Source organism: Kitasatospora sp. NPDC048662 (assembly GCF_055587065.1).
Window position 1 is genome coordinate 287,858 of record NZ_JBVJHA010000005.1, and the last position, 22,049, is coordinate 309,906.

Here is a 22,049-nt window from a genome sequence, read left to right on the forward strand (position 1 = left end):
GACGGCGACGCCCTCGGTGGCCTCACCCAACGCCAACCCGGCCTCACCCCCTCCCAACTCCGCCACCCCGCCGCCACCCTGACCGCCGCCTACCACCGGTGCGCCCTGGCCGCCGCCCCGGTCCCCGAAGCAGCGACCCGACCCGAACACTCGACCACCCGCCGACCGCCCCCGTCCGACGCAGGTCCAGCGCCACTGACCGCCGTGCGGACCCCCCGGTCCCGGCGGGGCCGCCTCGCGCTGGACAACGTTGTCAGAGGCGGTCAGAATCACAGGACCCGATCCGACGGCGCCCTGCCCCGCACCACGGCGCTCCCCGTCCCACCTGTGGAGACGTCACCATGAGCCACCCCCCGGCCGACCCCGCGACCCCCGGCGAACCGCTGCTCGCGGCGCTGGACATCGGCGGCACGAAGATCGCCGGCGGCCTGGTCGACACCGGGGGCACCCTGCTGCACCGGCTCCAGGTCCCGACCCCGGCGACCGGCGACCGGCACGAGCTGGTGGCCGCCGTCGCGCGCGTCCTGGACGGCTTGGCCCGGCTGCCCGAGTGGAGCCGGGTGCGGGCGCTCGGCATCGGCAGCGCCGGGCCGGTCGACATCGCCGAAGGCACCGTCAGCCCCGTCAACCTGCCGGGCTGGCGCGCCTTTCCGCTGCGCGCCGAGGCCACCGCGCACCCGGCCGTCGGCGACCTGCCGGTGATCCTCGGCGGTGACGCGGTCGCGATGACCGCCGCCGAACACTGGCGTGGCGCGGCCCGCCCGTACCGCAACGCGCTCTGCCTGGTGGTCTCCACCGGCGTCGGCGCCGGACTCGTCCTGGACGGCCGTCTGCACACCGGCACCACCGGCAACGCCGGCCATCTCGGCCACATCAGCGTCGACTTCGAGGGCCGCCCGTGCCCGTGCGGCTCCCGCGGCTGCCTCGAAGGGCTCGCCTCCGGCACGGCCATCGCCCGCACCGCCGCCGAGAGCGGCTGGCGCCCCGGCCCCGACGGCGACACCTCCGCCACCGGCGTCGCCCGCGCCGCGAAGGCCGGCGACCCGCTCGCCCTGGCCGCCTTCGACCGCGCTGCCCGCGCCCTGGCGGCCGGCATCGCCGCCACCGCCACCTTGGTCGAACTCGACGTCGCCGTGATCGGCGGCGGTGTCGCAGGCGCGGGCGACGTCCTCTTCGCACCCCTCGCCCACCACCTCGCCTCGTACGCGACCCTCCCGTTCACCCGAAACCTCGCCCTGACCCCCGCCCACCTCGGCACCGACGCCGGCCTCATCGGCGCCGCCGCCCTGGCCCGGCCGAGCCTGCCGCACTTCTCGTGACGCTCCCCCCGGCTAAACCCGGCGGCGCCCAGCGGCTGTGATTTCGTGCCGCGCCGGTCAGCCACTTCCCGAATGCACGGTGTTACGTTCTGTATTGAATCGGCCGAATCAGCCCCTTTGTGCGGGCGCTTCCGCCTTGCCGATTCGCAAAAACGCCCCTCCGTCCCGGGAGAACACCAGCATGCGCCAAGCGCCCTTGGAATCGGCCGATATTGCGCCTGGGCAGATTGTCCAATGGAATATCAGGTCTTCGGGAGTGGCGTACGCAGACCGCCACGGCGAGGAATACGACAGGAACGCGTCGTTCAATCAGGACAAGCACCACTCCCTGATCGACGAGACCCGCAACAGCCGCGAACCGCTCGCCTCCTGGCTCGCCGTCACCTTCGAGGTCGAGGGCCCGCTCGACCGGGCGGCCCTGGAGTCGGCGCTGCGCTTCCTGGTCCAGCGGCACCAGGTCCTGCGCTGCGAGTTCCAGCGGCTCCTGGGAGACCTGTCCTGCGCGGTGCACCGGCCGGAGGACATCGAACTGGAATCCGTGCACATGGGCGAATTCGACACCTCGCAGGAGGTTCATGCGTTCCTGAGCGGCAGCTTTCAGAAGCATATCGACACACTGGAGTGGCCGCCTTACACCATGGGGGCCGTCGTCCGGGACGACGGCCCCACCACGGTCTACCTCGCGTTCGACCACATCGTGTCCGACGGAATGTCAATGCCGAATGTGGTCCGCGACGTGCAAATCGCGTACGCCGCTTACCGCGCAGGAAAACACCCCGACCTCCCGCCCGCGGGAAGTTATCTGGATTTCGGCCGGGAGCAGCGTCACCGCTACGCGTCCATCGGCGTGGACGACGACCGCCTCACCTACTGGAAGTCGTTCATCGCCCGGAATGACGGATTCTTCCCGCAGTTCCCGCTGGATCTCGGCACCGAGCCCGGCCGCCTGTACCCGCCGGTCAACGAATCCGCGACCCTGCTGGACGGGCACCAGGCCGCCGCACTGGAGGCCCGCTGCCAGGACGCGGGCGGAAAGCTGTTCATGGGACTCTTCGCCGCCGTGGCGATCGCTCTGCGCGAGGAGGGCGGACCAGACCTCTACCGCGCCCTGATGCCGCTCAGCGAACGCGGCCGGGGCACCTGGCGGGACTCCCTCGGGTGGTTCGTCAACACCCTGCCGATCGAGTTCTCCGTCGCCAGAGACCTGGACTTCCCCCAACTCCTCGCCGGAGTCCGGGACGGCTTCTCGACCATGATGGAGAGCCTCGACGTGCCCTTCGTCCGGGCCTGGGAACTCCTCGCACCCGAGCATTTCACCGGCCGCTGCTGGCCGTTCCCGGTGAACTTCCTCTCCTACATCGACATGCGCAAGTGCCCGGGAGCCGAGCACCACGACCGCTGGCGCCCGATGGCGCACGTCTGGGTGTCGCGCGTGAACGGCACCACCTCGTGGTTCCAGCGGGACGCCGACGGCCTGCACATCAACTCGATCTACGTCGATCTCCCACAGGCCCACCGGACCATGGCCCGCCTCCAGCACACCCTGCGCGAGACCCTGCTGGCGATGGCGAACCCCGCCGCCACGGGCTAACCGACGAGCGCCGAAACCGCCTCGCCCACGGTCGAGTTGCCGTCGGTCAGCTCCAAGGTCAGCCCGGCCGTCCCCGGCTCGTCGAGCAGCGCGACCAGGACGGCCGCCACGTCGTCGCGCGGTACCTTCCCGCGCCCCGTGGACGAGGTCAGCTCCACCAACCCGGTGCCCGGCTCGTCGGTCAGGTGGCCCGGCCGCAGCACTGTCCAGTCGAGCCCGGGGCGGGACCGCACCTCGGCGTCGGCCGCCGCCTTGGCGCGCAGGTAGGCGGCGAACACCGGATCGGTCCCGGCCGGGGGCTCCCGGTCGGCCCCCATCGCGGACACCACCAGAAAGCGCCGCACCCCGGCAGCCTCGGCCGCGTCCGCGAGCAGCACACAGGCCCCACGATCAACCGTGTCCTTCCGGGCCGCCCCGCTGCCCGGCCCCGCCCCGGCCGCGAACACCACCGCATCGGCGCCCTCCAGATGCCGGGCCACCTCGGCGACCGACGCCAACTCCAGGTCGCACACCACGGGTTCGGCACCCGCCGCCAGCAGATCACCCGCCTGCTCCGGCCGCCGGACGATCCCCGCGACCTCGTCTCCCCGCGCACTGAGCAGCCGTTCAAGCCGAAGCGCGATCTGACCATGACCACCAGCAATGACAATACGCATGCGCCCGACCGTACGCCCGAGTGATCGCTTCCCGTCGGAGCCCAGCCGACCCGCCATACGGACGGGTGAGTTCGGCCCGCACCCGGCGCGAGGTCAACTGCCCTTCGCGGTAGGCACTGCGGTCGATCGGTCGTCGAGGATCCGCTCCCACAGCAAGGAGTCCTGCCAGCGCCCGTCGAGCAGGATCGACGCGTGCGCGAGGCCGCACGGGCTGAATCCGTTGCGGCGCAGCACGTGTTGGGACGGCAGGTTCTCCAGGCTGGTGGACGCTTCGACGCGGTGCAGCCCGAGTTCCTCCGCCATCACTTTCAGCGCGAGGCCGACGGCGCGCCCGGCGTGGCCCTGGTTCTGGGCGGTGGTGGCGATCCAGTAGCCGAGCGAGGCGCGACGCAGGTGGGGCTGCGGCAGGATGCCTTCGACGGTGACCTGCCCGATCACGTGGTCGTCGGCGAGCACCACGCCCGGCCAGACCGTCCCGGCGCGGTGGGCGGTCAGCAGCCGGTCGATCCGCTCCGTCTGGCCCTCCGGGGTGAAGAACGCGGCCGGTTGGGCCGGTTCCCACCGCCGGAAGGCCTCGGCGTCGCGCGCGCGGTGCGCGGCTATCGGGCCGGCGTCGGCGGGAGCGATCAGGCGAACGGTGGTGCGGCTGCCCATGGTTGAGTCCTCGTCGCAGAAGATCGGACGAAACGGCAGCCTACGCGCAGCGCCCTCGCTACGGGTCTGTCCCGCCTCAACTCCGGCCGGGCCTCGGCGAGTTCCTCCCCCGTTCTGCCACCGACCGGCCGGATCGGCGCCACTCCGGCGGCACCCGGCGCAGGATCGCCGTCCGCCCGAGCAGTGGCCTCCACCGCTTCGGCCGCCGCCGGTCTGGGTGGGAATCAGGAGGCCGACCCCGAACGCCCGTTCTCGATCTGCTGGATGAGCCGCTTGAGCTGGGTGACTTCCTCCTGGAGCGCACGGTCCCCGGCGGGCGTGAGGGTGAGCCACGTGCGGGCGCGGCGGCCCTCGTAGCCCTTCTCGACGGCGATCAGTCCGGCCTTTTCGAGCACCGCCAAGTGCTGACTGAGATTGCCTGCGGTGAGGCCGAGTGCCGTGCGCAGGAAGCCGAATTCGACCCGGCGCGCCTGGTGGGCGACCGTGAGGATGCCGAGGCGGACGCGTTGGTGGACAACGTCGTCCAGGCCGACCGCGGGGTGCTGTTCGGGCTGTTCGGTCCTCACGCGGCGCGCCCACCAGAGCGCCCGCCGAACCGCCCACCGAACCGCTCGCCGAACCGCCCGCCGAACCGCTCGGCCAGGCCGAAGCCGAGGGCGCCTAGCAGCAGGAGAGTGCCAGGGACGGCGTACTGCGGTAGGAAGGCCCAGGGTGAGGTGGTCGGGATGCCCGCCCAGCCGGAGGTGAGCGGGACCAACTCGATGGCCAGGTACAGCGCGGCGAGCAGCAGCAGGACGCGGCTGCGTTCCACCCGGGCCAGCACCAGCAGCGGCAGTCCGACGGCCAGGGCGCCGCCCATCAACCGCGAGAGGAACCTGGTCGCCGGGGCGGCGGGGTCGAGGTGCAGGCCCCAGAAGTCGAGCGGTGCGCCGGGCTGCGGCATCCCGTTCCGGGTGACCCAGAACGAGGTGGCGGCCACCACGGCGAGCAGGGCGATGCCGGTGAGGACGTAGGGCCGGACGGCGGTGCCGACGCCCCGGTTGCGGGCGCGGCGGACGTAGAAGACCGCGGTCGCCAGGTAGGCGAGGGCGAGTCCGACCGGCCAGTAGAGCGGCGAGCCCTGCCTGACGAGGGTGCAACCGGCGCCCGCCGCGAGCTCGGGGCAGGGGACGGACAGGATCCGGTAGGTGAGGCGGCTGACCAGGATCCCGCCGAGCGTGAGCCCGCCGAGCAGCAGCAGCGGGAACCAGGTGCCGCGCTGCGCGGCGCGCACCTTGCGGGTCAACTCGCCCAGGCCGGCCAGGACTTCGTGCGGAGTGCCGGACGGGGGCAGCGATGCGTCTGTCATGCCGTCAGGTTTGCATGACAAACCAGTTTCCGCAAGGCACCTCACCCGCCATCTCCCCGCTCCAGAAGCAGAGTTGGGCGAGGACGTAGGCTTGGAGGTGCAGCGATCCGCACACGGAAGAACGGGAGGAACCCGCCATGACCGACCGCAAACCCCCGGGCGTCACCTTCGAGAGCTGGGTCGACCGGCAGATCCGGGAGGCCACCGAGCGCGGCGAGTTCGACAACCTGCCGGGCGCGGGCAAACCGCTCGCCCACGAGAACCGGCCGTACCACGAGATGTGGTGGCTGCGGGAGAAGCTGGAACGCGAGGGCCTGAGCTCGCTGCCGCCGTCCCTCGTCCTGCGCAACGAGCTGCACGAGGCACTCGAGGCCGCCCGCCTCGCCCCCACCGAAGAGCTGCTGCGCAAGCGGCTGGCCGAGGTCAACTCCCGTATCGACGCGGCCCTGCGCCGCCCCCTCGAAGGCCCGCCGCTCGGGGTCGCGCCGGTGGACATCGAGGCCGAGGTCGCCGCCCGGCGCCGCACCTGATCCTGGACCGGCCGCCGAAAACCCGTACCGCAGCGGCGGGTTGGCGGTCGAGAACCGCCGAGCGGTGCCGCGCACGGCCGCCGTCGCGCTGTCCCGCGCCAACGGCTGCGAGGCGGCCGCGATGTCGCTGGGCAAGAAGGTCCGACGCCCGGCCGAGGCAGGGGCGCGGCAGAAATTCGGCTGACCGGGCGGGCATCGTTCGGTAGCGTGCGCAGCGTGGTGAGCCCCGAGTCGGACGAGGTGGGGGTCTTCGGCCCTGCCGTCGGCCCCTGAACACCTGAGTCCTGCCCCTGCCTGCCGCGCCGCCCCGTCGAGGGCCGCGCGGCACTGGGGCGTGCTTTCGGACTCCGGGTGACGAGACGGCTGTCCGTTTCCGCTCCTCACCCCGGAGTTCCGTGCGATGCCTCTTGCCCTGTATCTGCTCGCCCTGGCGGTGTTCGCCATGGGCACCTCGGAGTTCATGCTGTCCGGCCTGCTGCCGGATCTCGCCGCCGAACTCGGCGTATCCGTCGGCACGGCCGGCCTGTTGACCTCGGCGTTCGCGATCGGCATGGTCGCGGGCGCCCCGCCGATGGCGGCGTTGGCGCGCCGGTGGCCGCGCCGGGCCGGGTTGTTCGCCTTCATCGTGCTGTTCGCGGTGGCCCACGTGGTGGGTGCCACGGCCGCGTCGTTCGAGGTGCTGTGTGTCAGCCGGGTGGTGGCGGCGTTCGCGAACGCCGGGTTCCTCGCCCTTGCGGTGACGGCGGCGGCCGGGCTGGTCGCACCCGAGCGGCGGGGGCGCGCGGTGGGCGTGCTGCTGTCGGGGACGACGGCGGCCACGGTGGTGGGGGTTCCGGCGGGGGCGCTGCTCGGTCAACTGCTGGGCTGGCGTGCCTCGTTCTGGGCGGTGGCGCTGCTCTGCGCACCGGCCGCCGTCGGGGTGCTGCGGGGTGTCCCGGCCGGACGGGTCGGCACGCACGGGCCTTCCGCGTTGCGTGCCGAACTCGCCGAACTCGCCCGGCCCCGGCTGCTGCGGGTGCTGCTGCTGGGCGCGCTGGTGAACGCCGGAACCTTCGCCGCGTTCACCTTCCTCGCCCCGCTGGTGACCGGCCCGGCCGGGCTCGGGCCTCGCTGGGTGCCCGTGGTGCTGGTGCTGTTCGGCCTCGGCACGGTCCTGGGCGTGGGGGTCGCCGGACGGCTCGCCGACCGCCATTCGCTGCGGCTCCTCGCGGTGGCGGGCCCGCTGCTGCCACTCGGCTGGGCGGCGCTGGCCGGCTGGCCGAGCGCGCTGCCGGTCCTCGTTCCGCTGCTCGGTGCGCTCTCCTTCGCCGTCGGCGGCACCCTGATCACCTGCGCCCTGACCGCCGCCCCGGGCGCACCCACCATGGCCGGGGCCTACGCGACAGCCGCCCTCAACCTCGGCGCCACCACCGGCCCGCTCCTCGCCGCCATCACCCTCCCCTCCCCCACCGGCCCCCTCCACACCGCCGCAGCCCTCACCGCAATCGCCCTGCTGCTCACCCCGACCCTCCGCAACCGCGCCCCGGCCCGCACCGACGCCTGACCACCCACCAACACGCCCCGCCGCAACCCATCCCCCTGGCCCCACGTCGGCGCTGGTCAGCGTGGTTGTAGAGTGCTGGCCATCGTCCGATCGGACGATCTGATTCCACTTCAGTCGGGGGACTCCGTGACCGGTACCGAGCAGCACCCGCTGTCGGGGTACGACGGCCTGCGGGCGGTCTGGGCAGCGGGGGAGGCGCCGCAGCCGCCGGTGCCGTGGTACCGGCGGCTGACGGGCAGGCAGGTCGGCTTCGGCATCGGGACGGCGGCAGCGGTCGCCCTCGCGGTGCTGGCCGTCTCGGCGATGGACGGGGAGGTGGAGCGGCGCAAGGTCGCGCTGCCGGCCGAGTTCGCGGGCCTGTCGCAGGTGACGGAGGATCAGGATCTGGCCCGGCTGCGCGCCGCGTACGAGTCGGACAACGCCAAGCGCTACGTGCCCCGCAGCATCCAGGTGGTGGCGTACGGGCCGCCGGGGGCGACCGGTCTCGCGGAGGCGGAGTTGCTGGCGGTGGCGATGAGCGGCTCGGTGCCGGACGCCGCCGAGGCGGCCACCCGTATGCTCGGCGGCTACTCCCCCACCGACGCCACCACCCTCCGCGACGGCACCGCCGTCACGGGCCTGCGCACCTTCGACCCCGGCCCGCTCGGCGGCGCGATCGCCTGCGCGCTCCTCCGGGACACCGACCGCGAAGTCCCGGTCTGCGCCTGGGCGGACGGCTCCACCCTGGGCAGCCTGACGGACGGCACGGCCGGCCTCACCCTGAACGAACTCGCCGCCCGCACCCGCGAGTTGCGCGAGCGCGCCGAACACAGGGCCTGAACGGCTCAGCCCGGTGGGCCGGCCGCCCGACCCCGCAGCCGTGATCCACTCGGCGGTGGCACGGTCCGGCTCCCACGGCGGCTTCAGCAGCCCGGCCCATACGACGCTCCGCCTCTGGAGGCCGGAGTGGCCCCACTGCCGGTCGGGGAGTGCGCCGTGGCCTGCGGTGCACAGCAGGCCGAAACGGACGCCCTTGTCCTCGCTCTGCACGACGAAGCCACACAGGCTCTCTGGTCCACGTGCGCGACGAACTCGCTGTCATCGTCGCCGGTCGCCCCCGCCGGCTCCCGGGAGGCGGGCACCGACAACGCTACTGGTAGCCGCCGTCGCTCTGCAGGAGTTGACCGTTGATCCACTGCCCGGACGGAGAGCAGAGGAAGTCGATCAACCGGGCCGCGTCCTGCGGGGTACCGGGGCGGGCCAACGGCGTGCGGGCGAGGACGTCGGCGCGGACCGCGTCGTTCATCCAACCGGTGTCGGTGGGCTGGCAACCCGCCACCCCCGCTCACAAGCAGTTTTCCGCCCGATCGGGCACAGTCCGGTCCCGCACCGCCCGCTCCCGCACCGCCCGGTGCAGCACCGCCCGCACCGGCCCGTCGGGGTGGACGGTCAGCCGGTAGCCGACCGTGCTCGGTCGCTCGCGGATCTCCGGCCGGAACGCGGGCAGCAGCTCCTCCAGCAGCAGCGTCATCTCCCGCAGCGCGAACTGCGCGCCGATGCAGGCGCGCGGGCCGAGGCCGAACGGGAAGTAGGTGCCGGGCACGGGGCGCCGTTCGGCGGCCAGGAAGCGCTGCGGGCGGAAGGTTTCGGGGTCGGGCCACAGCGCCGGGTCCCGGTGCGTCAGGTAGGGGCAGAGGAGCACGGTCGCTCCGGCGGGGACGAGGTGGCCGCCGACGGTGCCGGTCTCGGCGGCGTGCCGGGGCATCAGCCAGGCGACGGGGTACAGCCGCAGCGTCTCGTCGATCAGCGCGCGGATCGCCGACGCCCGCTCGGCGGAGCCCGCGGGCCCGGCGGACAGCACCAAGTCACGCTGCTCGGGGTGGGCGTCGAGCAGCAGGAACAGCCAGCCGAGGGTGGTGGCGGTGGTCTCATAGCCGGCCACCATCAGGGTGAGCAGCTCGTCACGCACCAACTGCTCGTCGTAGCCCGGCAGTTCGCGGGCGGCGCGGAGCAGCACCGCGATCAGGGTGGGTTCCGCGGCCTGCCGGGCGAGCGCGATGGCGTGCTCGGCGGCCTGGTCGGCGTCAGCGACGGCCCGGCTGAAGTCGGCGGTGCTCTCGCCGGTCGCGGGGGCGAACGCGGGGATCGCGGCGAGGCTGTCCCCGGCGGCGACCAGCTGCCGGTACGTGGGCTCGTCCAGCGCCTGCGCGGTGAGCGCGCGCCAGATCACGTCCAGCGAGAAGTACCGCAGGTCGGCATCGAGTTCGCGCATCTCACCGCTGTCGGCGGCAGCCCGCCACCGGTCGGCGAACGCCGCCACCGCGGCGCGCAGCTGCGGCTCGTAGGTGCGGATGCCGCGCACGGTGAACTGCGGCTGCAGCAGCTTGCGTTGGCGCCGCCACGGCTCACCGGCGGCGCACAGCAGGCCGTCCCCGAGCAGCACCTTCGCGCGATGCCCGTGCTTGACGTACGTGTCGGGCTGGCGGGCCAGCACCTGTTGAACCTCCTCGGGCCCGGTGACCAGCACCACCTGCCGACCGCCGATCCGGAACCCGGCCACGGGACCGAGCCGCTGAGCGGCCGTCAGCAGATCGACCAGCCGCCCACCCCCGGACCGCCAGCGCACCAACTCCTCGGCATCGAGCTTCGGAAGGCCACTGTCCGCTGCCGTCACCATCACATCTCTCCCCTGCCGGCCCGCCCGAACGGCACCCACCTTAACGGAGCGTGGGCACCCGACCCCCGCCTGCAACCGACCGGGTCGGCCCTCATCCGGCCTTCAGCAGCCCACTGAGCCCCTCCTGGTCGAGGGCCGGTCCACCCTTGCGGTGACGCGTCGCTGGTCCTCACACCGGTGCGGGCGACCGCGGCATCCACGCCCGCCCCATCAGCGCGGCATGTCCAACCGGTCGAGCAGCTCAATGAATTGACGCTGCGTCAGGTGCGGGCTGGCCGCGGCCCCTTCGCGTAGTTCGTCGGCCGCGTCCGGGTCGGCGAGCAGTGCGGTGACGATGCCGACCGGTGTGCGGGGGTTCGCGGTGGCGGCGCGGCGGACGTTCGGGTCGGGGTCGGCCCGCAGCGCGGCCAGGTCGCCGTCGAACTCCGGGTCGGCGGCGGCGAGTTCGCGCACCTCGGGCTCCTCGTGCCGGGCGAGTGCGGCCGGGAGGCCACGCACCGGGAAGGTGTCCCGCAGACGCAGCCGGAGCCGGTGGTCCGGGAGGGCGAGGTAGGCGTCCAACAGCAGGGTGGGTGGCGCGTCGGGGTGGTGCAGGGCGAGCAGCAGGCGCACCTCACGGTCGGGGTCGGCGGCGAGTCGGCGGACCGTGGTGGCGTCGAGTTCGGGGCAGGTGGCGGCGGCGCGGCGCAGCAGCGGGAGCGGGGAGTGGGCGCAGGCGTGGTACCAGTCGAGGCCGGGCTGGTCGGCGACTTGGCGCAGCAGCCAGGCGTGGCTGCTCGGTTCGGCGCAGCAGCCGATCCGGTTGAGGGCGAGGGTTTGGGCGCGGCGGCGCGGGGCGGGTTCGGCTTCGGCGCGCCGGCGGACGTCCGGGTCGGGGTCGGCGGCGAGCAGGGCGACCAGTTCAGGGGTGAGGTCGCTGCGCTGGGCGGTGCGGTGGCGCACGTGCGGGTCGGGGTGGGCGGCCAGGCGGCGGACTGGCACGCCCGTTGGCGCACAAATGCCGCGCCTCCCGACGCCCGTTGGCGCACAAATGCCGCGCCTCCCGACGCCCGGCCTGCTAGCGTGCCGGTCATGAAGCGCGCTGCGATGCTGACGACGACGCCGGAGAGTGTCCCGGCGCGCTGACTGCTGTTCTGATCAAGCCCCGGGGCCGAGCGCCCGGGGCTTTCGCATGTGCGTCCGTGGTGGCTCGTCCCCCTTCCGGAGAGGAGACCGCCGTGTTCGACCATCGCAAACTGGGCCGCGAGCTGGACCTGTTCGACACCGATCCGCTGATCGGTTCGGGTCTGCCGTTCTGGCTGCCGGACGGCGCCGTGCTGCGGCAGAGCCTGGAGGATTTCATCCGCGCCCTGGAGCGGCGCGCGGGCTACCGTCACGTGTACTCGCCGGTGCTGGGCAAGCGCGAGCTGTACGAGCGTTCGGGGCACTGGGCGCACTACCGGGACGACATGTTCCCGCCGATGTCGATGGGCGAGGACGACCAGCTCGTCCTGCGTCCCAGCCTCTGCCCGCACCACGCCGTGATGTTCCGTTCCCGTTCCCGCAGCTACCGTGAACTTCCGCTGCGGATGGCCGAGTTGGGCGGCATGTACCGTTCGGAGCGGTCGGGCGTACTGGGCGGGCTGACCAGGGTGCGGGCGATCCAGCTGAACGACGGGCACATCTTCTGCACCCTGGACCAGGTCGCCGGGGAGGCGCGCGGCGCGCTGGAGCTGATCGCGGTGGCGTACCGGGCGATGGGCATCACCCCGTCCCGCTACCGGCTGTCGCTGCCGGGCGGCGGCGGGAAGTACGTGGCCCGGCCGGAGCTGTGGGAGCGGGCGACCGCGCTGCTGGTGGGGGTGCTGGACGAGCTCGGTGTGCCGTACGAGGAGGGCGTCGGCGAGGCCGCGTTCTACGGGCCGAAGATCGATGTGCAGGTGGTGGACGGCGCGGGCCGCGAGTCGACCCTGTCCACCGTGCAGGTCGATTTCCACCAGCCCGAGCAGTTCGACCTGCACTACATCGGCCGGGACGGGGCGCGGCACCGGCCGGTGATGGTGCACCGGGCGGTGGTCGGCAGTGTGGAGCGGGCGGCGGCGCACCTGATCGAGCAGCACCGCGGGGCGTTCCCGGCGTGGCTGGCGCCGGTGCAGTTGGCGGTGCTGCCGCTCGGCGGGGAGCAGGAGGGCGCGGCGCGCGCGTTGGCCGCCCGCTGCCTGGAGCTGGATCTGCGGGCCGAGGTGCTGGGGGCGGAGCGCGGTTCGCTGGGTGCCCGGGTCCGGGAGGCCCGGCTGGTCCCGTACCAGGTGGTGCTCGGTCCGCGCGAGGCCGCGAGCGGCGCCCTGGCGGTGCGGCTGCGTGACGGCCGCCGGCTCGACCCGCTGCCCGCCGAGGAGGTGCTGGCCCGGATCGGGGCGAAGGTGCGGGCGCACACTGTCGATCTCTGGTGAACTCCCGCCGCCCGACGGTGTGGTGGGGGTCACAGTGGTGGCGTGACGAGCCCCACGCCGCACCCCGGGCCGAGCGGGTCCCGACCAGGCCGCCAGCGGCCCCGCCAAACGTCGAAGTCCCCTTTATCCAGGGCTTATCCGCAGGTCGGGCGGCTGTCACGGGGGCCGATGGGCCCTCGTGCGGGGGACCTTCGGCGTGGCATACTCCGGAGCCATGACCGGCATTCACGCGACCAGGGCCCTGCGGGGCGCGGTGTTCACCGCGCTCGCCGTGCCGCTGGCCGCGTTCGGCCAGGTGGCGATCACCGGCCGTGCCCTGCCGCTCACCCTGGTGGGGGTGGCCTGCGTCGCGGTCTTCCTGCTCGCGGTCCTGCTGGACGGCGCGCGCCGCCGCTTCCTGCTGCTGTCCGCGGTGCTGGTGCCGGTCGAACTGCTGCTGAACACCGTCTTCAATCTCGGCCAGGACGCCTGTTCCCGGCCCGTGCACGGCGTGGACCTGCTGGTCTGCGGCGGCGACCAGGTCAGCGGCTCCGAACTGTTCGCGCAGTGGACGCACAACTCGGCAAGCATGCTGCGCCTGCTGGTGCTGGGCGTGCACCTGGCGGTCGCGCTGGCCGCCGCGGCCTGGCTGCGGCTGGCCGACGCCGCCCTCGACGGGGTCGGCGAGGCCCTGCGCACGGTGGCCCGGCTGCTGCCCGGCCGCTGGCGCGCGCTGCTGCTGGCGGCCCGCCCGGCCTGCCCGGCCGAGCTGCTGCCCCCGGCGGGCATCGAGCCCGCCCCGCGCCGTCCGCAGGACGCCGTCCACACCCCCGCCCCGCGTCGCGGACCGCCGCAGCCGGCTTTCGCCTGCTGACGGCCTCACCTCGCACGACGCGCACCGCGGCCGTCTCCGGGCAATCCCGCTGCCCATCACCCCATGTTGTGACCCGCACCCCGCGGGGCCGCCCGCCCCTGCTCCCGTCCAGGTGAGACCACCTGCCGGAGCCGGGCCGCGCCGCCCGCCGCCGGGTGCAGAGGAGACGGATCATCATGCCCAGCACCCACAAGTCCGCCAAGACGGTCTCGGCCCGCGAGCGCCTGAAGCAGGCCCAGAAGGCGGAGGCGCTGCGCGCCAAGCGCCGCCGCACCCTCACCATCGGCATCTCGGTCGTCGCGGCCGTCGCCGTGATCGCGGGTGGCACCACCCTCGCCGTGAAGGCCTCCAAGAACTCCGACTCGGCGGGCGGCCCGGTCGCCGTCCCCGCCAACGCCACCGGCCCCGACAACACCGTGGTCGTGTACGGCAACCCCGACGCCCCGCACACCCTGGCCGTGTACGAGGACTTCCGCTGCCCGGTCTGCGAGACCTTCGAGACCTCGGCCGGCCCGGCCGTCAAGGAACTCGCCGACCAGGGCCAGTACAAGATCGAGTACCACCTGGCCGCGTTCCTCGACAACAACCTCGGCGGCAAGGGCTCGCGCACCGCCCTGGCCGCGGCGGGCGCCGCGCTGAACGAGGGCGTCGACAAGTTCAAGCAGTTCCACGACGTGCTGTACGCCAACCAGCCCGCCGAGAGCTCGGACGCCTTCGGCGACGTCAACCACCTCCTCGACCTCGCCGGCCAGGTCCCCGGCCTGAAGACCGAGGCCTTCACCAAGGCCGTCACCGAAGGCACCTACAAGGGCTGGGCCACCAAGGTCGCCGCCGCGTTCAACAAGAGCGGCGTCTCCGGCACCCCGACCGTCAAGCTCGACGGCAAGACCCTCGACGTGATCGGCAAGGACGGCAAGGCGCTGGGCAGCGAGCAGTTCAGCGCGCTGGTCAAGCAGACCCTGGGCGGGTGACGCGATGACCACGGCCCGAACCACGCCGACCGGGGCCAGCCGCCGCTTCTCCTGGCTGATCCTGCTGAGCGGGCTGCTCGGCCTGGCCGCGTCCGCCCAGCTCACCCTGGACAAGATCCGGCTGATCGAGAACCCGGCCTTCCAGCCGAACTGCAACATCAACCCGATCATCAGCTGCGGCTCGGTCATGCGCACCGAACAGGCGGAGGTCTTCGGCTTCCCCAACCCGATCCTCGGCCTGGCCGCCTTCGGCGCCCTCGCCGCGATCGGCGCGGGCCTGCTCGCGGGCGCCTCCTACCACCGCTGGTTCTGGCTCTCCCTGCAGGCCGGAAGCCTCGTCGGTCTCGGCTTCGTCGCCTGGCTCATCCGCCAGGCGCTGTACGAGATCGGCGCCCTGTGCCCCTACTGCATGGTGGTGTGGGCCGTGGTCATCACCCTCTTCTGGTCCACCACCGTCCACAACGTCCGCACCGGAATCCTGCCCAGCCCGCCCGCCGTCCGCCGCCTGGCCGCCCTCGGCCACCAGTGGCTGGTCCCGGCGGCCGGCTTCCTGCTGATAGCCCTGCTCATCCTGACCAGGTTCTGGTACTACTGGTCCACCCTCCTCTGACGCTCCGAAAAGGGCCGGCCCACCTGGTCGGCCCTTTCGGCGTTTCAGGGCGTCCTTGGCGGGGAGGCCAGCGCCGCCGAGACCAGGGCCTGGACGCCCCGCTCGTCGAGGCCGCCGTCCAGCATGACGCCGCGGAAGAGCATCAGGCCGGCCCACATGTCGAGCAGGGTGAGGACGTCGGTGTCGGCGGGGAGGACGCCCCGGGTGATGGCGCGGCGCAGCACGGTGGCGGATCGGGCGCGGCGGGGCTCGACGAGTTCGGTGCGCAGGCGGTGGGCGAGTTCGGGGTCGGTGGCGGCGTCCGAGATCAGCGCGGGCAGGATGGCCCGGACCTGCGGGGCGCCGTAGAGGCCGGCCAGGGCCTGGGCCACGGCGAGGATTTCGCGCGGGCTGTCGCCGAGGTCGTCCACGGGGATGTCCGGCAGCCGGGTGCGGACGGCGTCCAGGGTGAGTGCGGCCTTGTGCGGCCAGGACCGGTAGACGGTGGCCTTGCCGACGCCGGCCTCCTGCGCGATGCCGCCGACCGTCGCCTTGGCGTAGCCGACCCGGGACAGGACCCGCAGCGTGGTTTCGAGGATCCGCTCCCGGGCCGCCAGGTCGCGTACGGGCGCGCCCTGTTCGCCGGTCAGCGGGTGCAGGTTCCGCTTCTCCCCCATGTGAGTTCTTGCCTCCGTCGTTTCTCGTCAGCGTCCGGCCAGCCAGCCGGTGATCAGTTCGGCGATCCCGCCGCCGGAGCGGGCCCAGCGGACGTGGTCGGCGGATTCGCCGTGCGCGGGCGTGTGGTGGCGGCGTTCCACCTCGGCGGCGGGGAGTTTGGCGACCAGGCGGTCCACGGCGGTGGCGGGGGCGAGGTGGTCGCCGGGGAGGGAGACGGCGAGGACGGGCAGCGCGAGCGCGGCGAGGGCCTGTTCGTAGTCGAGGTCGGCGCCGGCGGGCGCGAAGCGGCCGGTGCGGCCGAGGCGGGCCCAGTCGCGCATCAGCCGGGCGCTCTGGCGGCCGCCGAAGCCGAGCCGGTGGCCGGGCCAGTAGCCCCACAAGGTGGCGATCAGCGCGAGGAGTTGGGTGCTGGCCAGCACGCGCAGGCGGGCGGCACCGGTGAATCCCCGGAAGTCCACCGAGCCGGAGGCGACCAGCACCAGGCCGTCCACCGCCTCGGGTCGGCGTGCGGCGGCCAGCACTGCGGCCTGCCCGCCGATGCTGTGGCCGAGCAGGAACAGCGGCACGTCCGGGCCGAAGCGGGCCCGGGCCGCCGCCGTCACCGCCGGGAAGTCCCGGGCGGCCAGCGCGTGGTAGCCGTGTGTCGAGCGACGGTCGGCGGGCGGCCCGCTCCTGCCCTGCCCGCGCAGGTCCACCGCCACGGTGGCGACGCCGCGGGCGGCCAACTCGGCGCAGAACGGCGCGTAGTAGCCGGCCGGCACCCCGAGCGCGGGCCACAGCATCAGCACCGCCGAGGGCGGTCCGTCCGGCACCGTCACCGTCGCGGCCAGCTCCTCGGCGCCCGGCACTGGTATCCGTACGTCCTCCGTCACCGTCCACGCTCCCGTCCCCGCTCGCCCCACAGGTCGGAACGAGTCGTCTCGTTCCACGCTAGCGAGCATTCTCACAAGCCGTCAAGTACCGCTCCCACCAGCACTTTTGGCGAGACCCGACCCCCTTGCACCGCTCTCCGCCCACCGATTACAGTCCGGACCCCCACCCCTTCGGAGGTATGCATGACCCGCCAATGGACCCTTCAGGAGAGCGTGACGGTGCACGCCTCCGCCGAGTCGGTGTACGCCGCGGTGCTCGATCTGCGGAACCTGGCCCGCTGGAGCCCGGAGTGCTTCGCCATCCGGACGCTGGGCCGCGGGCCGGTCGCCGAAGGCACCCGCTTCCTGGGCTTCAACCGCAAGGGCCCGTTCGTCTGGTTCACGGACTGCCGGGTCAGCACCGCCCGGACGCCCCGGGAATTCGCCTTCCGGGTGGCCATCTTCGGCCTCCCGGTGGCCAGTTGGGGCTACCTGGTCGAACCGGACGGGCCTGGCACCGTCCGCGTCACCGAGTACTGGGAGGACCTGCGCACCGGCCGCGGCTCCCGCCTGACGGAGTTCCTCGGCCGGGCCTTCACCGGCACCCGCCCCGCCGACCGCGCGGAGATCAACCGCGCCGGCATGCGCGCCACCCTCGACCGGCTCCGCGCCGCCGTCGAGTCGACGCAACCGGCCCGCCCGTGACCGCCCCGATCGTGCTGGTCCACGGCATCCGCCTGTCCGCCACCATGTGGCGCCCGCACGTCCGCCGCCTCACGCCCGACTTCCACGTCCGCACCCCGGACCTCCCCGGCCACGGCACCCGCGCCGCCCGCCCGTTCACCCTCGACGGCGCGGTGGCCGCCGTGCACGAAGCCGTCCTGGAGGCCCGCGAGGCGACCGGACGCCGCCCCCTGCTGCTCGGCCTGTCACTGGGCGGCTATGTGTCCCTCGCCCACACCGCCCGCCACCCGGACGACGTCGCCGCACTCGTCCTGCACGGCTGCACGGCCCGCACCGACGGCCCGCTCCCCGCGCTGTACGCCGCCCTCGGCCGCGCCTTCGACCGCCTCGGCCCCGAGCGCGCCGCCGCCCTCAACGCCCGCGTCCTGCGCCGCGCCCTCCCCGCGGAGTCCGCCGACGCCGTGCTGGCCGGCGGCCTCACCATGCCCGCCTTCGGCCAGGCCGTCGCCGAGCTTCGCCGCACCGATTTCCTGCCCCTGGCACGGGAGTTGACCACCCCGACGCTCTACCTCAACGGCCGGGCCGACCTGCCGTTCCGGGCCGACGAACGCCGTTTCCACGCCGCCACCCGCCACTCCCGCCTGTTCCACACCCCCGGCGGACACCTCCTCGCCCTCCAGCACCCCGCCCGCTTCGCCACCCTGATCCGCCGCGCCCATCACACCCTCCTCCCGGGCGACACGCGAGAGACATTCGGCACCCGAACCTCTTGACCGGCCGCCGAATGGCCGCTTAGCTGACGCCCGCCGCCCAGTCATTTCCTGACTGAGCGTCAATTCGACGACACGGGGGTCACATTGATCATCTCTCGCCTGCCCGCGCTGCGCACGGCCGCCATCGCCGCCGCCGCGCTGGCCGTCACCTGCACGCTCACCGCCGCCGCCCCGGCGTCGGACGCCTCCTCGACGGCCCGCCTCACCCCGTTCACCCTCACCAGCCCGGACTTCCGCGACGGCGGCAAGCTGCCGCAGTGGACGGAGTTCGGCGGCCCGGGCTCCGAGGAAGCGTCCTGCCACGGCAAGAACCTCGCGCCCCAGCTGAACTGGCGCAACTCCCCCGCCGGAACGCAGGGTTACGCGCTGCTGGTGAACGACCCGGACGCGCCGCTGGCCGGCGGCTGGCACCACTGGGTGCTCTACGACATCCCGGGCGCCACCCACCGCATCGAGGGCCACGGCACCCTCCAGTTCACCCAGGGCGCCAACAGCTTCGACACCCACGGCCTGCCGGTGGTCGGCTGGGGCGGCCCCTGCCCGCCCGCCACGGGCCAGCCCCACCACTACGTCTTCACCCTGTACGCGCTCTCCACCCCGACCCTCCCGACGGCCGGAATGACCTACGAGCAGGTCACCGCCGCCATCGAGCCGTACGTCCTCGGGGCCACCAGCATCGTCGGCACCTTCCGCCTGCCCGCCTGACGCCGGCCCAACTCCGCTTTCGCGCACCGCCGTCCCGGTGTGGCACTCCGGCGGCTGCGGACACCGCCCCTACCATGGGCGGTGTCCGCAGCCGTCCCGCCGCCGTGGGGTGCCCCGATGACCAACGCACGGGAACTGTACGAGCGCACCGTCGCCGAACTCGCCCCGGCCGCCGCCCACAACCGACTCGTCGAACTGGTGGAGGCCGGCACCGCACCCGTCGAGGCGCTGCGCCGGATCGCCGGCGAGGAGTACCGGATCATCCGCAGCGACCGGCGCTCCTTCGCCCTGCTCGCCGCCCGCTTCGCGGACTCCGCCCCCACCTCGGCCGCGTTCTTCCTCGGGCTCGCGGAGGGCGAGGGCCAGGCACTTGACCTGCTCCCCGCGTTCGCCTCCGCCGTCGGCCTCCCGCCCGCCGAGCCGGCCGCCCACCGCCCCCGCCCGGCCGCGCAGACCTACCCGCACTACCTCGCCTGGCTGTCCCAGAACGGCGGCCTCGGCGAAACCGTCCTCGCCCTGCTCGCCAACTTCGGCTTCTGGGGCGGCTACTGCGCCCGCCTCGCCGCCGCCCTCCCCCGCCACTACGGCCTCTCCGCCGAAGCCACCGCCTTCTTCCGCTACTTCGCCACCCTCCCCCCAGGCTTCGAACCCACCGCCCTGTCCCTGCTCCAACTCGCTCTGGACGAAGGCGAATCCGCCGACGACGCCCGCCACGCCGCCCACCTGATGCAGGCGTACGAGGCGAACTTCTGGACGGCGGTGCTCTAGGGTCTGCCCGGCCGGTCTTGTCGGATCAGCGCGCGTCTCCCCCGGCCCGCCAGGGCTGGGGGCGGATGATCCGGCGTCGCGCGCCCGGCACGATCGGCCGGACAGGCCCTAACTCCCGGCCGGCCTCAGCCGGTACACCACCGTTCGCCGGTGCGGCCCGGGCGGCAGGCTCAGGTCCTCGAAGTCCGCCGACGGGTCGTACGTCATGCCCAGCCGCTGCGCCACCGCCCGCGACGGGGTGTTCCCGGCCGCGATCAGGGCCAGGATCTCCGGCAGCGCCAACTCCTCGAAGCCGTACCGGAGTACGGCCCGCGCCGCCTCGGTCGCATAGCCGTGGCCCCACGCGTCCCGGTGCAGTCGCCAACCCGCCTCCACGCCCTCGACCGGCGCCTCCTCGTCCACCGGATCGAGCCCGGCGAACCCCAGGAACCTTCCCCCGCCGCGGAGTTGGACGGCCCACCAGCCCCAGCCCCGCTCGGCGAGCTCCGCCCGGAAGCTCTCCAACGCACCGGCGGACTGCTCCCGGGTCAGCAGCGTCCCGAAGTGACGGCGCACCTCGGGGTCGGCGTTCAGCTCCGCCCAGCGGTCCAGATCACCGTCCCGCCACTGGCGCAACACCAGGCGGGGCGTGGTCAGTTCAACGAAATCACCCATGTCACGCCCCCGCCCCGGCCAGGACCTCGCCCGCCAGCGTCTGCGCCGCGTCCAGCACCGCACCGAGCTCCGCCGGGCCGGCCCCGCCGGGCACGAACAGCGCCTGCGCCCGACGCTCGAAATCGGGTGGCGCACAAGGAAGTCGACCGGCCGAGGCGATCGCCCCCTTCTCGTTCACCAGCCACCGCCCGGCCCGCGCGTGCAGCGCGTGCACCAGCAGACCGACCGCCCGGAACAGACAGCCCTGCACGTAACCGGCGTCACCCCGCCGCGCACCCTTGCGGGCACTGGCCAGCGTGAACGGCACCTCCCACCCGGCGTCCGCCTCCAGCCGCCGCGCCAACTCGGCCGGGAATTCCCGCACTTCACCCTGGAGCGCGGCCAGCGCGCCGTCCCGGTCGGCCAGCACCCGCCCCATCGCCAACTCGCCGACGTACGCGTACGACGGCACGCCGTACGGATGCCCGGCCTGCTGGCCGCCGACGTACCGCCCGGCCCGGGCCTCGGCGGCGTAGTGGCGGACCCGGGCCACCTCCCGGTAGATCCAGTCGACCCGCACCGGCCCCAGATCCAGCCACGCCCCGCCGTCCACCCACGGACCCCAGCCACCGGGTTCGGTCACCTCGACGGGCCGGCCGCAGAGTTCGGCGGCCAGCCCACGCAGCGCGCCGGTGTCCAGTTCCCCGGCCCGGTAGTACAGGCCGAGGTCGTAGTCGGAGCCCGCGACCTGCGCCCCACGCGCCCGGCTCCCGCCGAGACACACACCGACCACGCCCTCGACCGCCATCAGCCGCGAGGCGATCCGCCGGAGCTCGGCCTCACTCAACTCGCCATGTCCACTGTTCCCGTTCATCGCCCGCCACGATGCCGCACCGCCCCCTCCCCCGCCAGACGTTTTCGCCCGAACGGCCGCCAGGGAAGGTCGCGGTACGGCGAGAGCCCTCAACCTGCCGCGCAGGCCACCCCGTTGAGACAGAAGCAACGGCGACAAAGCGGCCGCCGCCCGGTTCCCCGGTCCGACGGCCGTTCCAACCCGCCCGGATCAAGCGAAAGTTACCGCTCGGCAGCACTCAAGTCGGCTTCCGCGCCGACGAGTTCCTTACCCATGCAGATGCTGAGCTCGTGGTCCTTGTAGTAGCCGAACTTGCGGATGTCGTCGTAGCCCTCGGAGGCGTACAGGCCGACCGCCTCGGGCTGCAGGGTGCCGGTCTCCAGCACCAGCCGGGTGCGCCCCGCGGCGATCGCGGCCTGTTCGAGGTGGCGCAGCAGGGTGCGCGAGTAGCCCTTGCCGCGGGCGGCGGGGACGACGTACATCCGCTTGAGTTCGGCGTCGCCGTCGCGCAGGCCGTCCGCGTCGCGTTCCTTGACGCGCCATCCGCCGCAGGCCACCGGCTCGCCGTCCACGTAGCCGATCACGAACAGCCCGGCGGGCGGGTCGAAGTGGTCGGTGTGCATGGCGGTCTGGTCACCGTCGCCGTAGCGCAGGACGTACTCCTGCTGGACTTCGGCGGCGAGCTTCTGGGCATCGGGGTGTCCGAAGCCGGTGGTGAGGATCTCCATGTCGGTCAAGGGTACGGGCCGCTCCCGGGCAGTCGTGCGGCGGGCGACCGGGTCCGTTCGCACCGGGCATCCGGGCGCCGTTCGGGGTGTGCTCCCCAACCGCCGTTCAGGCGATTTCCGGCCGGGCGGCCCGGGATCAACCCGTTTGCCGCACACCATCATCTATTACTTTTTGTCACCATAAAGGCACTTTCTGTCACACCTTTCTGTCACACTGTCCCCGCCCCCGTGAGG

24 protein-coding genes and 1 pseudogene are annotated in these 22,049 nt (G+C 73.4%); 13 read left to right on the plus strand and 12 right to left on the minus strand.

The window, feature by feature from the left end:
* Positions 1-341 precede the first annotated feature (341 nt).
* Positions 342-1,319 carry an ROK family protein gene (locus tag ACZ6R9_RS17160; RefSeq protein WP_465538738.1) on the plus strand — a complete coding sequence of 326 codons (978 nt, stop codon included), beginning with the start codon at positions 342-344 and terminating at the stop codon, positions 1,317-1,319.
* A gap of 256 nt (positions 1,320-1,575) precedes the next feature.
* Entirely contained in the window at positions 1,576-2,910 is a 1,335-nt protein-coding gene (locus ACZ6R9_RS17165; RefSeq protein WP_465538739.1) for a condensation domain-containing protein, read from the plus strand.
* Here ACZ6R9_RS17165 and ACZ6R9_RS17170 read toward each other — a convergent pair.
* From ACZ6R9_RS17170 to ACZ6R9_RS17185, 4 genes are all read right to left on the minus strand, one after another.
* Complete coding sequence (locus ACZ6R9_RS17170) at positions 2,907-3,566, minus strand: SDR family oxidoreductase (RefSeq protein WP_380480461.1); 660 nt, start codon at positions 3,564-3,566, stop codon at positions 2,907-2,909. The genes ACZ6R9_RS17165 and ACZ6R9_RS17170 overlap by 4 nt on opposite strands.
* A 93-nt stretch (positions 3,567-3,659) precedes the next feature.
* Positions 3,660-4,220, minus strand: a complete 561-nt coding sequence (locus tag ACZ6R9_RS17175) for a GNAT family N-acetyltransferase (protein WP_465538740.1) — start codon at positions 4,218-4,220, stop codon at positions 3,660-3,662.
* 224 nt (positions 4,221-4,444) lie between these two features.
* On the minus strand, positions 4,445-4,786 hold the full coding sequence (locus ACZ6R9_RS17180; RefSeq protein ID WP_380480457.1) for a winged helix-turn-helix domain-containing protein: 342 nt from the start codon (positions 4,784-4,786) through the stop codon (positions 4,445-4,447).
* Entirely contained in the window at positions 4,783-5,568 is a 786-nt protein-coding gene (locus tag ACZ6R9_RS17185) for a hypothetical protein (protein ID WP_465538741.1), read from the minus strand. The genes ACZ6R9_RS17180 and ACZ6R9_RS17185 overlap by 4 nt, the downstream gene beginning before the upstream one ends.
* A 137-nt stretch (positions 5,569-5,705) precedes the next feature.
* Between ACZ6R9_RS17185 and ACZ6R9_RS17190 the strand changes: the two genes are divergently transcribed.
* From ACZ6R9_RS17190 to ACZ6R9_RS17200, 3 genes are all read left to right on the plus strand, one after another.
* Positions 5,706-6,098 (plus strand): DnaJ family domain-containing protein, encoded by a 393-nt coding sequence (locus ACZ6R9_RS17190; RefSeq protein WP_465538742.1) that lies wholly within the window; start codon positions 5,706-5,708, stop codon positions 6,096-6,098.
* 400 nt (positions 6,099-6,498) lie between these two features.
* Positions 6,499-7,641, plus strand: coding sequence for a Cmx/CmrA family chloramphenicol efflux MFS transporter (locus ACZ6R9_RS17195; RefSeq protein WP_465538743.1), 1,143 nt, complete (start codon positions 6,499-6,501; stop codon positions 7,639-7,641).
* Positions 7,642-7,767: 126 nt separating this feature from the next.
* The gene (locus ACZ6R9_RS17200; RefSeq protein WP_465538744.1) at positions 7,768-8,460 is read left to right on the plus strand and encodes a hypothetical protein; all 693 of its coding nucleotides are present in this window, start codon (positions 7,768-7,770) and stop codon (positions 8,458-8,460) included.
* Between the two features lie 310 nt (positions 8,461-8,770).
* On the opposite strand, the pseudogene ACZ6R9_RS17205 reads toward ACZ6R9_RS17200, so the two are convergent.
* The 3 genes and pseudogenes from ACZ6R9_RS17205 to ACZ6R9_RS17215 form a co-directional block, all read right to left on the minus strand.
* Positions 8,771-8,944, minus strand: a pseudogene (locus ACZ6R9_RS17205) (SDR family oxidoreductase); the annotation flags it as partial.
* A 21-nt stretch (positions 8,945-8,965) separates the two neighbouring features.
* The gene (locus ACZ6R9_RS17210; protein WP_465538745.1) at positions 8,966-10,297 is read right to left on the minus strand and encodes a cytochrome P450; all 1,332 of its coding nucleotides are present in this window, start codon (positions 10,295-10,297) and stop codon (positions 8,966-8,968) included.
* A 210-nt stretch (positions 10,298-10,507) separates the two neighbouring features.
* Positions 10,508-11,278: a hypothetical protein gene (locus tag ACZ6R9_RS17215; protein ID WP_465538746.1), complete on the minus strand. Its 771-nt coding sequence runs from the start codon at positions 11,276-11,278 to the stop codon at positions 10,508-10,510.
* Positions 11,279-11,514: 236 nt separating this feature from the next.
* On the opposite strand from ACZ6R9_RS17215, the gene thrS reads away from it, so the two are divergent.
* From thrS to ACZ6R9_RS17235, 4 genes are all read left to right on the plus strand, one after another.
* Positions 11,515-12,729, plus strand: a complete 1,215-nt coding sequence (gene thrS / locus ACZ6R9_RS17220; RefSeq protein WP_465538747.1) for a threonine--tRNA ligase — start codon at positions 11,515-11,517, stop codon at positions 12,727-12,729.
* A 214-nt stretch (positions 12,730-12,943) separates the two neighbouring features.
* On the plus strand, positions 12,944-13,582 hold the full coding sequence (locus ACZ6R9_RS17225) for a hypothetical protein (protein WP_380480441.1): 639 nt from the start codon (positions 12,944-12,946) through the stop codon (positions 13,580-13,582).
* Between the two features lie 176 nt (positions 13,583-13,758).
* The gene (locus ACZ6R9_RS17230) at positions 13,759-14,553 is read left to right on the plus strand and encodes a DsbA family protein (protein WP_465538748.1); all 795 of its coding nucleotides are present in this window, start codon (positions 13,759-13,761) and stop codon (positions 14,551-14,553) included.
* A 4-nt stretch (positions 14,554-14,557) separates the two neighbouring features.
* Positions 14,558-15,163 carry a vitamin K epoxide reductase family protein gene (locus ACZ6R9_RS17235; protein ID WP_465538749.1) on the plus strand — a complete coding sequence of 202 codons (606 nt, stop codon included), beginning with the start codon at positions 14,558-14,560 and terminating at the stop codon, positions 15,161-15,163.
* A 44-nt stretch (positions 15,164-15,207) separates the two neighbouring features.
* Here the strand turns inward: ACZ6R9_RS17235 and ACZ6R9_RS17240 are convergent, their stop codons facing one another.
* Both ACZ6R9_RS17240 and ACZ6R9_RS17245 read right to left on the minus strand, forming a co-directional pair.
* Positions 15,208-15,819 carry a TetR/AcrR family transcriptional regulator gene (locus tag ACZ6R9_RS17240; protein WP_380480435.1) on the minus strand — a complete coding sequence of 204 codons (612 nt, stop codon included), beginning with the start codon at positions 15,817-15,819 and terminating at the stop codon, positions 15,208-15,210.
* Between the two features lie 27 nt (positions 15,820-15,846).
* On the minus strand, positions 15,847-16,692 hold the full coding sequence (locus ACZ6R9_RS17245; protein ID WP_465538750.1) for an alpha/beta hydrolase family protein: 846 nt from the start codon (positions 16,690-16,692) through the stop codon (positions 15,847-15,849).
* A gap of 183 nt (positions 16,693-16,875) precedes the next feature.
* On the opposite strand from ACZ6R9_RS17245, the gene ACZ6R9_RS17250 reads away from it, so the two are divergent.
* The 4 genes from ACZ6R9_RS17250 to ACZ6R9_RS17265 all read left to right on the plus strand — a co-directional run bounded on the left by ACZ6R9_RS17250 (position 16,876) and on the right by ACZ6R9_RS17265 (position 19,601).
* Positions 16,876-17,376: an SRPBCC family protein gene (locus ACZ6R9_RS17250; protein ID WP_465538751.1), complete on the plus strand. Its 501-nt coding sequence runs from the start codon at positions 16,876-16,878 to the stop codon at positions 17,374-17,376.
* Positions 17,373-18,128 (plus strand): alpha/beta fold hydrolase, encoded by a 756-nt coding sequence (locus tag ACZ6R9_RS17255; protein WP_465538752.1) that lies wholly within the window; start codon positions 17,373-17,375, stop codon positions 18,126-18,128. The genes ACZ6R9_RS17250 and ACZ6R9_RS17255 overlap by 4 nt, the downstream gene beginning before the upstream one ends.
* 84 nt (positions 18,129-18,212) lie before the next feature.
* Positions 18,213-18,833 (plus strand): YbhB/YbcL family Raf kinase inhibitor-like protein, encoded by a 621-nt coding sequence (locus ACZ6R9_RS17260; RefSeq protein ID WP_380480427.1) that lies wholly within the window; start codon positions 18,213-18,215, stop codon positions 18,831-18,833.
* Between the two features lie 117 nt (positions 18,834-18,950).
* Positions 18,951-19,601, plus strand: a complete 651-nt coding sequence (locus ACZ6R9_RS17265) for a thiaminase II/PqqC family protein (RefSeq protein WP_465538753.1) — start codon at positions 18,951-18,953, stop codon at positions 19,599-19,601.
* Positions 19,602-19,709: 108 nt separating this feature from the next.
* On the opposite strand, the gene ACZ6R9_RS17270 is transcribed toward ACZ6R9_RS17265, so the two are convergent.
* From ACZ6R9_RS17270 to ACZ6R9_RS17280, 3 genes are all read right to left on the minus strand, one after another.
* Entirely contained in the window at positions 19,710-20,255 is a 546-nt protein-coding gene (locus ACZ6R9_RS17270; RefSeq protein ID WP_465538754.1) for a GNAT family N-acetyltransferase, read from the minus strand.
* A 1-nt stretch (position 20,256) separates the two neighbouring features.
* Positions 20,257-21,108: a DNA polymerase subunit beta gene (locus ACZ6R9_RS17275; RefSeq protein WP_465538755.1), complete on the minus strand. Its 852-nt coding sequence runs from the start codon at positions 21,106-21,108 to the stop codon at positions 20,257-20,259.
* Positions 21,109-21,308: 200 nt separating this feature from the next.
* Positions 21,309-21,815, minus strand: a complete 507-nt coding sequence (locus ACZ6R9_RS17280; RefSeq protein ID WP_465538756.1) for a GNAT family N-acetyltransferase — start codon at positions 21,813-21,815, stop codon at positions 21,309-21,311.
* Positions 21,816-22,049: the final 234 nt, after the last annotated feature.

What these genes read in the sequence shown, in the direction of transcription:
- ACZ6R9_RS17235 (WP_465538749.1), top strand. Translation starts at nt 14,558, where the DNA reads ATGACCACGGCCCGAACCACGCCGACCGGGGCCAGCCGCCGCTTCTCC.
- ACZ6R9_RS17160 (WP_465538738.1), top strand. Translation starts at nt 342, where the DNA reads ATGAGCCACCCCCCGGCCGACCCCGCGACCCCCGGCGAACCGCTGCTC.
- ACZ6R9_RS17265 (WP_465538753.1), top strand. Translation starts at nt 18,951, where the DNA reads ATGACCAACGCACGGGAACTGTACGAGCGCACCGTCGCCGAACTCGCC.
- ACZ6R9_RS17190 (WP_465538742.1), top strand. Translation starts at nt 5,706, where the DNA reads ATGACCGACCGCAAACCCCCGGGCGTCACCTTCGAGAGCTGGGTCGAC.
- ACZ6R9_RS17185 (WP_465538741.1), bottom strand. Translation starts at nt 5,568, where the DNA reads ATGACAGACGCATCGCTGCCCCCGTCCGGCACTCCGCACGAAGTCCTG.
- ACZ6R9_RS17230 (WP_465538748.1), top strand. Translation starts at nt 13,759, where the DNA reads ATGCCCAGCACCCACAAGTCCGCCAAGACGGTCTCGGCCCGCGAGCGC.
- ACZ6R9_RS17280 (WP_465538756.1), bottom strand. Translation starts at nt 21,815, where the DNA reads ATGGAGATCCTCACCACCGGCTTCGGACACCCCGATGCCCAGAAGCTC.
- ACZ6R9_RS17250 (WP_465538751.1), top strand. Translation starts at nt 16,876, where the DNA reads ATGACCCGCCAATGGACCCTTCAGGAGAGCGTGACGGTGCACGCCTCC.
- ACZ6R9_RS17240 (WP_380480435.1), bottom strand. Translation starts at nt 15,819, where the DNA reads ATGGGGGAGAAGCGGAACCTGCACCCGCTGACCGGCGAACAGGGCGCG.
- ACZ6R9_RS17175 (WP_465538740.1), bottom strand. Translation starts at nt 4,220, where the DNA reads ATGGGCAGCCGCACCACCGTTCGCCTGATCGCTCCCGCCGACGCCGGC.
- ACZ6R9_RS17275 (WP_465538755.1), bottom strand. Translation starts at nt 21,108, where the DNA reads ATGAACGGGAACAGTGGACATGGCGAGTTGAGTGAGGCCGAGCTCCGG.
- ACZ6R9_RS17210 (WP_465538745.1), bottom strand. Translation starts at nt 10,297, where the DNA reads ATGGTGACGGCAGCGGACAGTGGCCTTCCGAAGCTCGATGCCGAGGAG.
- ACZ6R9_RS17195 (WP_465538743.1), top strand. Translation starts at nt 6,499, where the DNA reads ATGCCTCTTGCCCTGTATCTGCTCGCCCTGGCGGTGTTCGCCATGGGC.
- ACZ6R9_RS17270 (WP_465538754.1), bottom strand. Translation starts at nt 20,255, where the DNA reads ATGGGTGATTTCGTTGAACTGACCACGCCCCGCCTGGTGTTGCGCCAG.
- ACZ6R9_RS17170 (WP_380480461.1), bottom strand. Translation starts at nt 3,566, where the DNA reads ATGCGTATTGTCATTGCTGGTGGTCATGGTCAGATCGCGCTTCGGCTT.
- ACZ6R9_RS17225 (WP_380480441.1), top strand. Translation starts at nt 12,944, where the DNA reads ATGACCGGCATTCACGCGACCAGGGCCCTGCGGGGCGCGGTGTTCACC.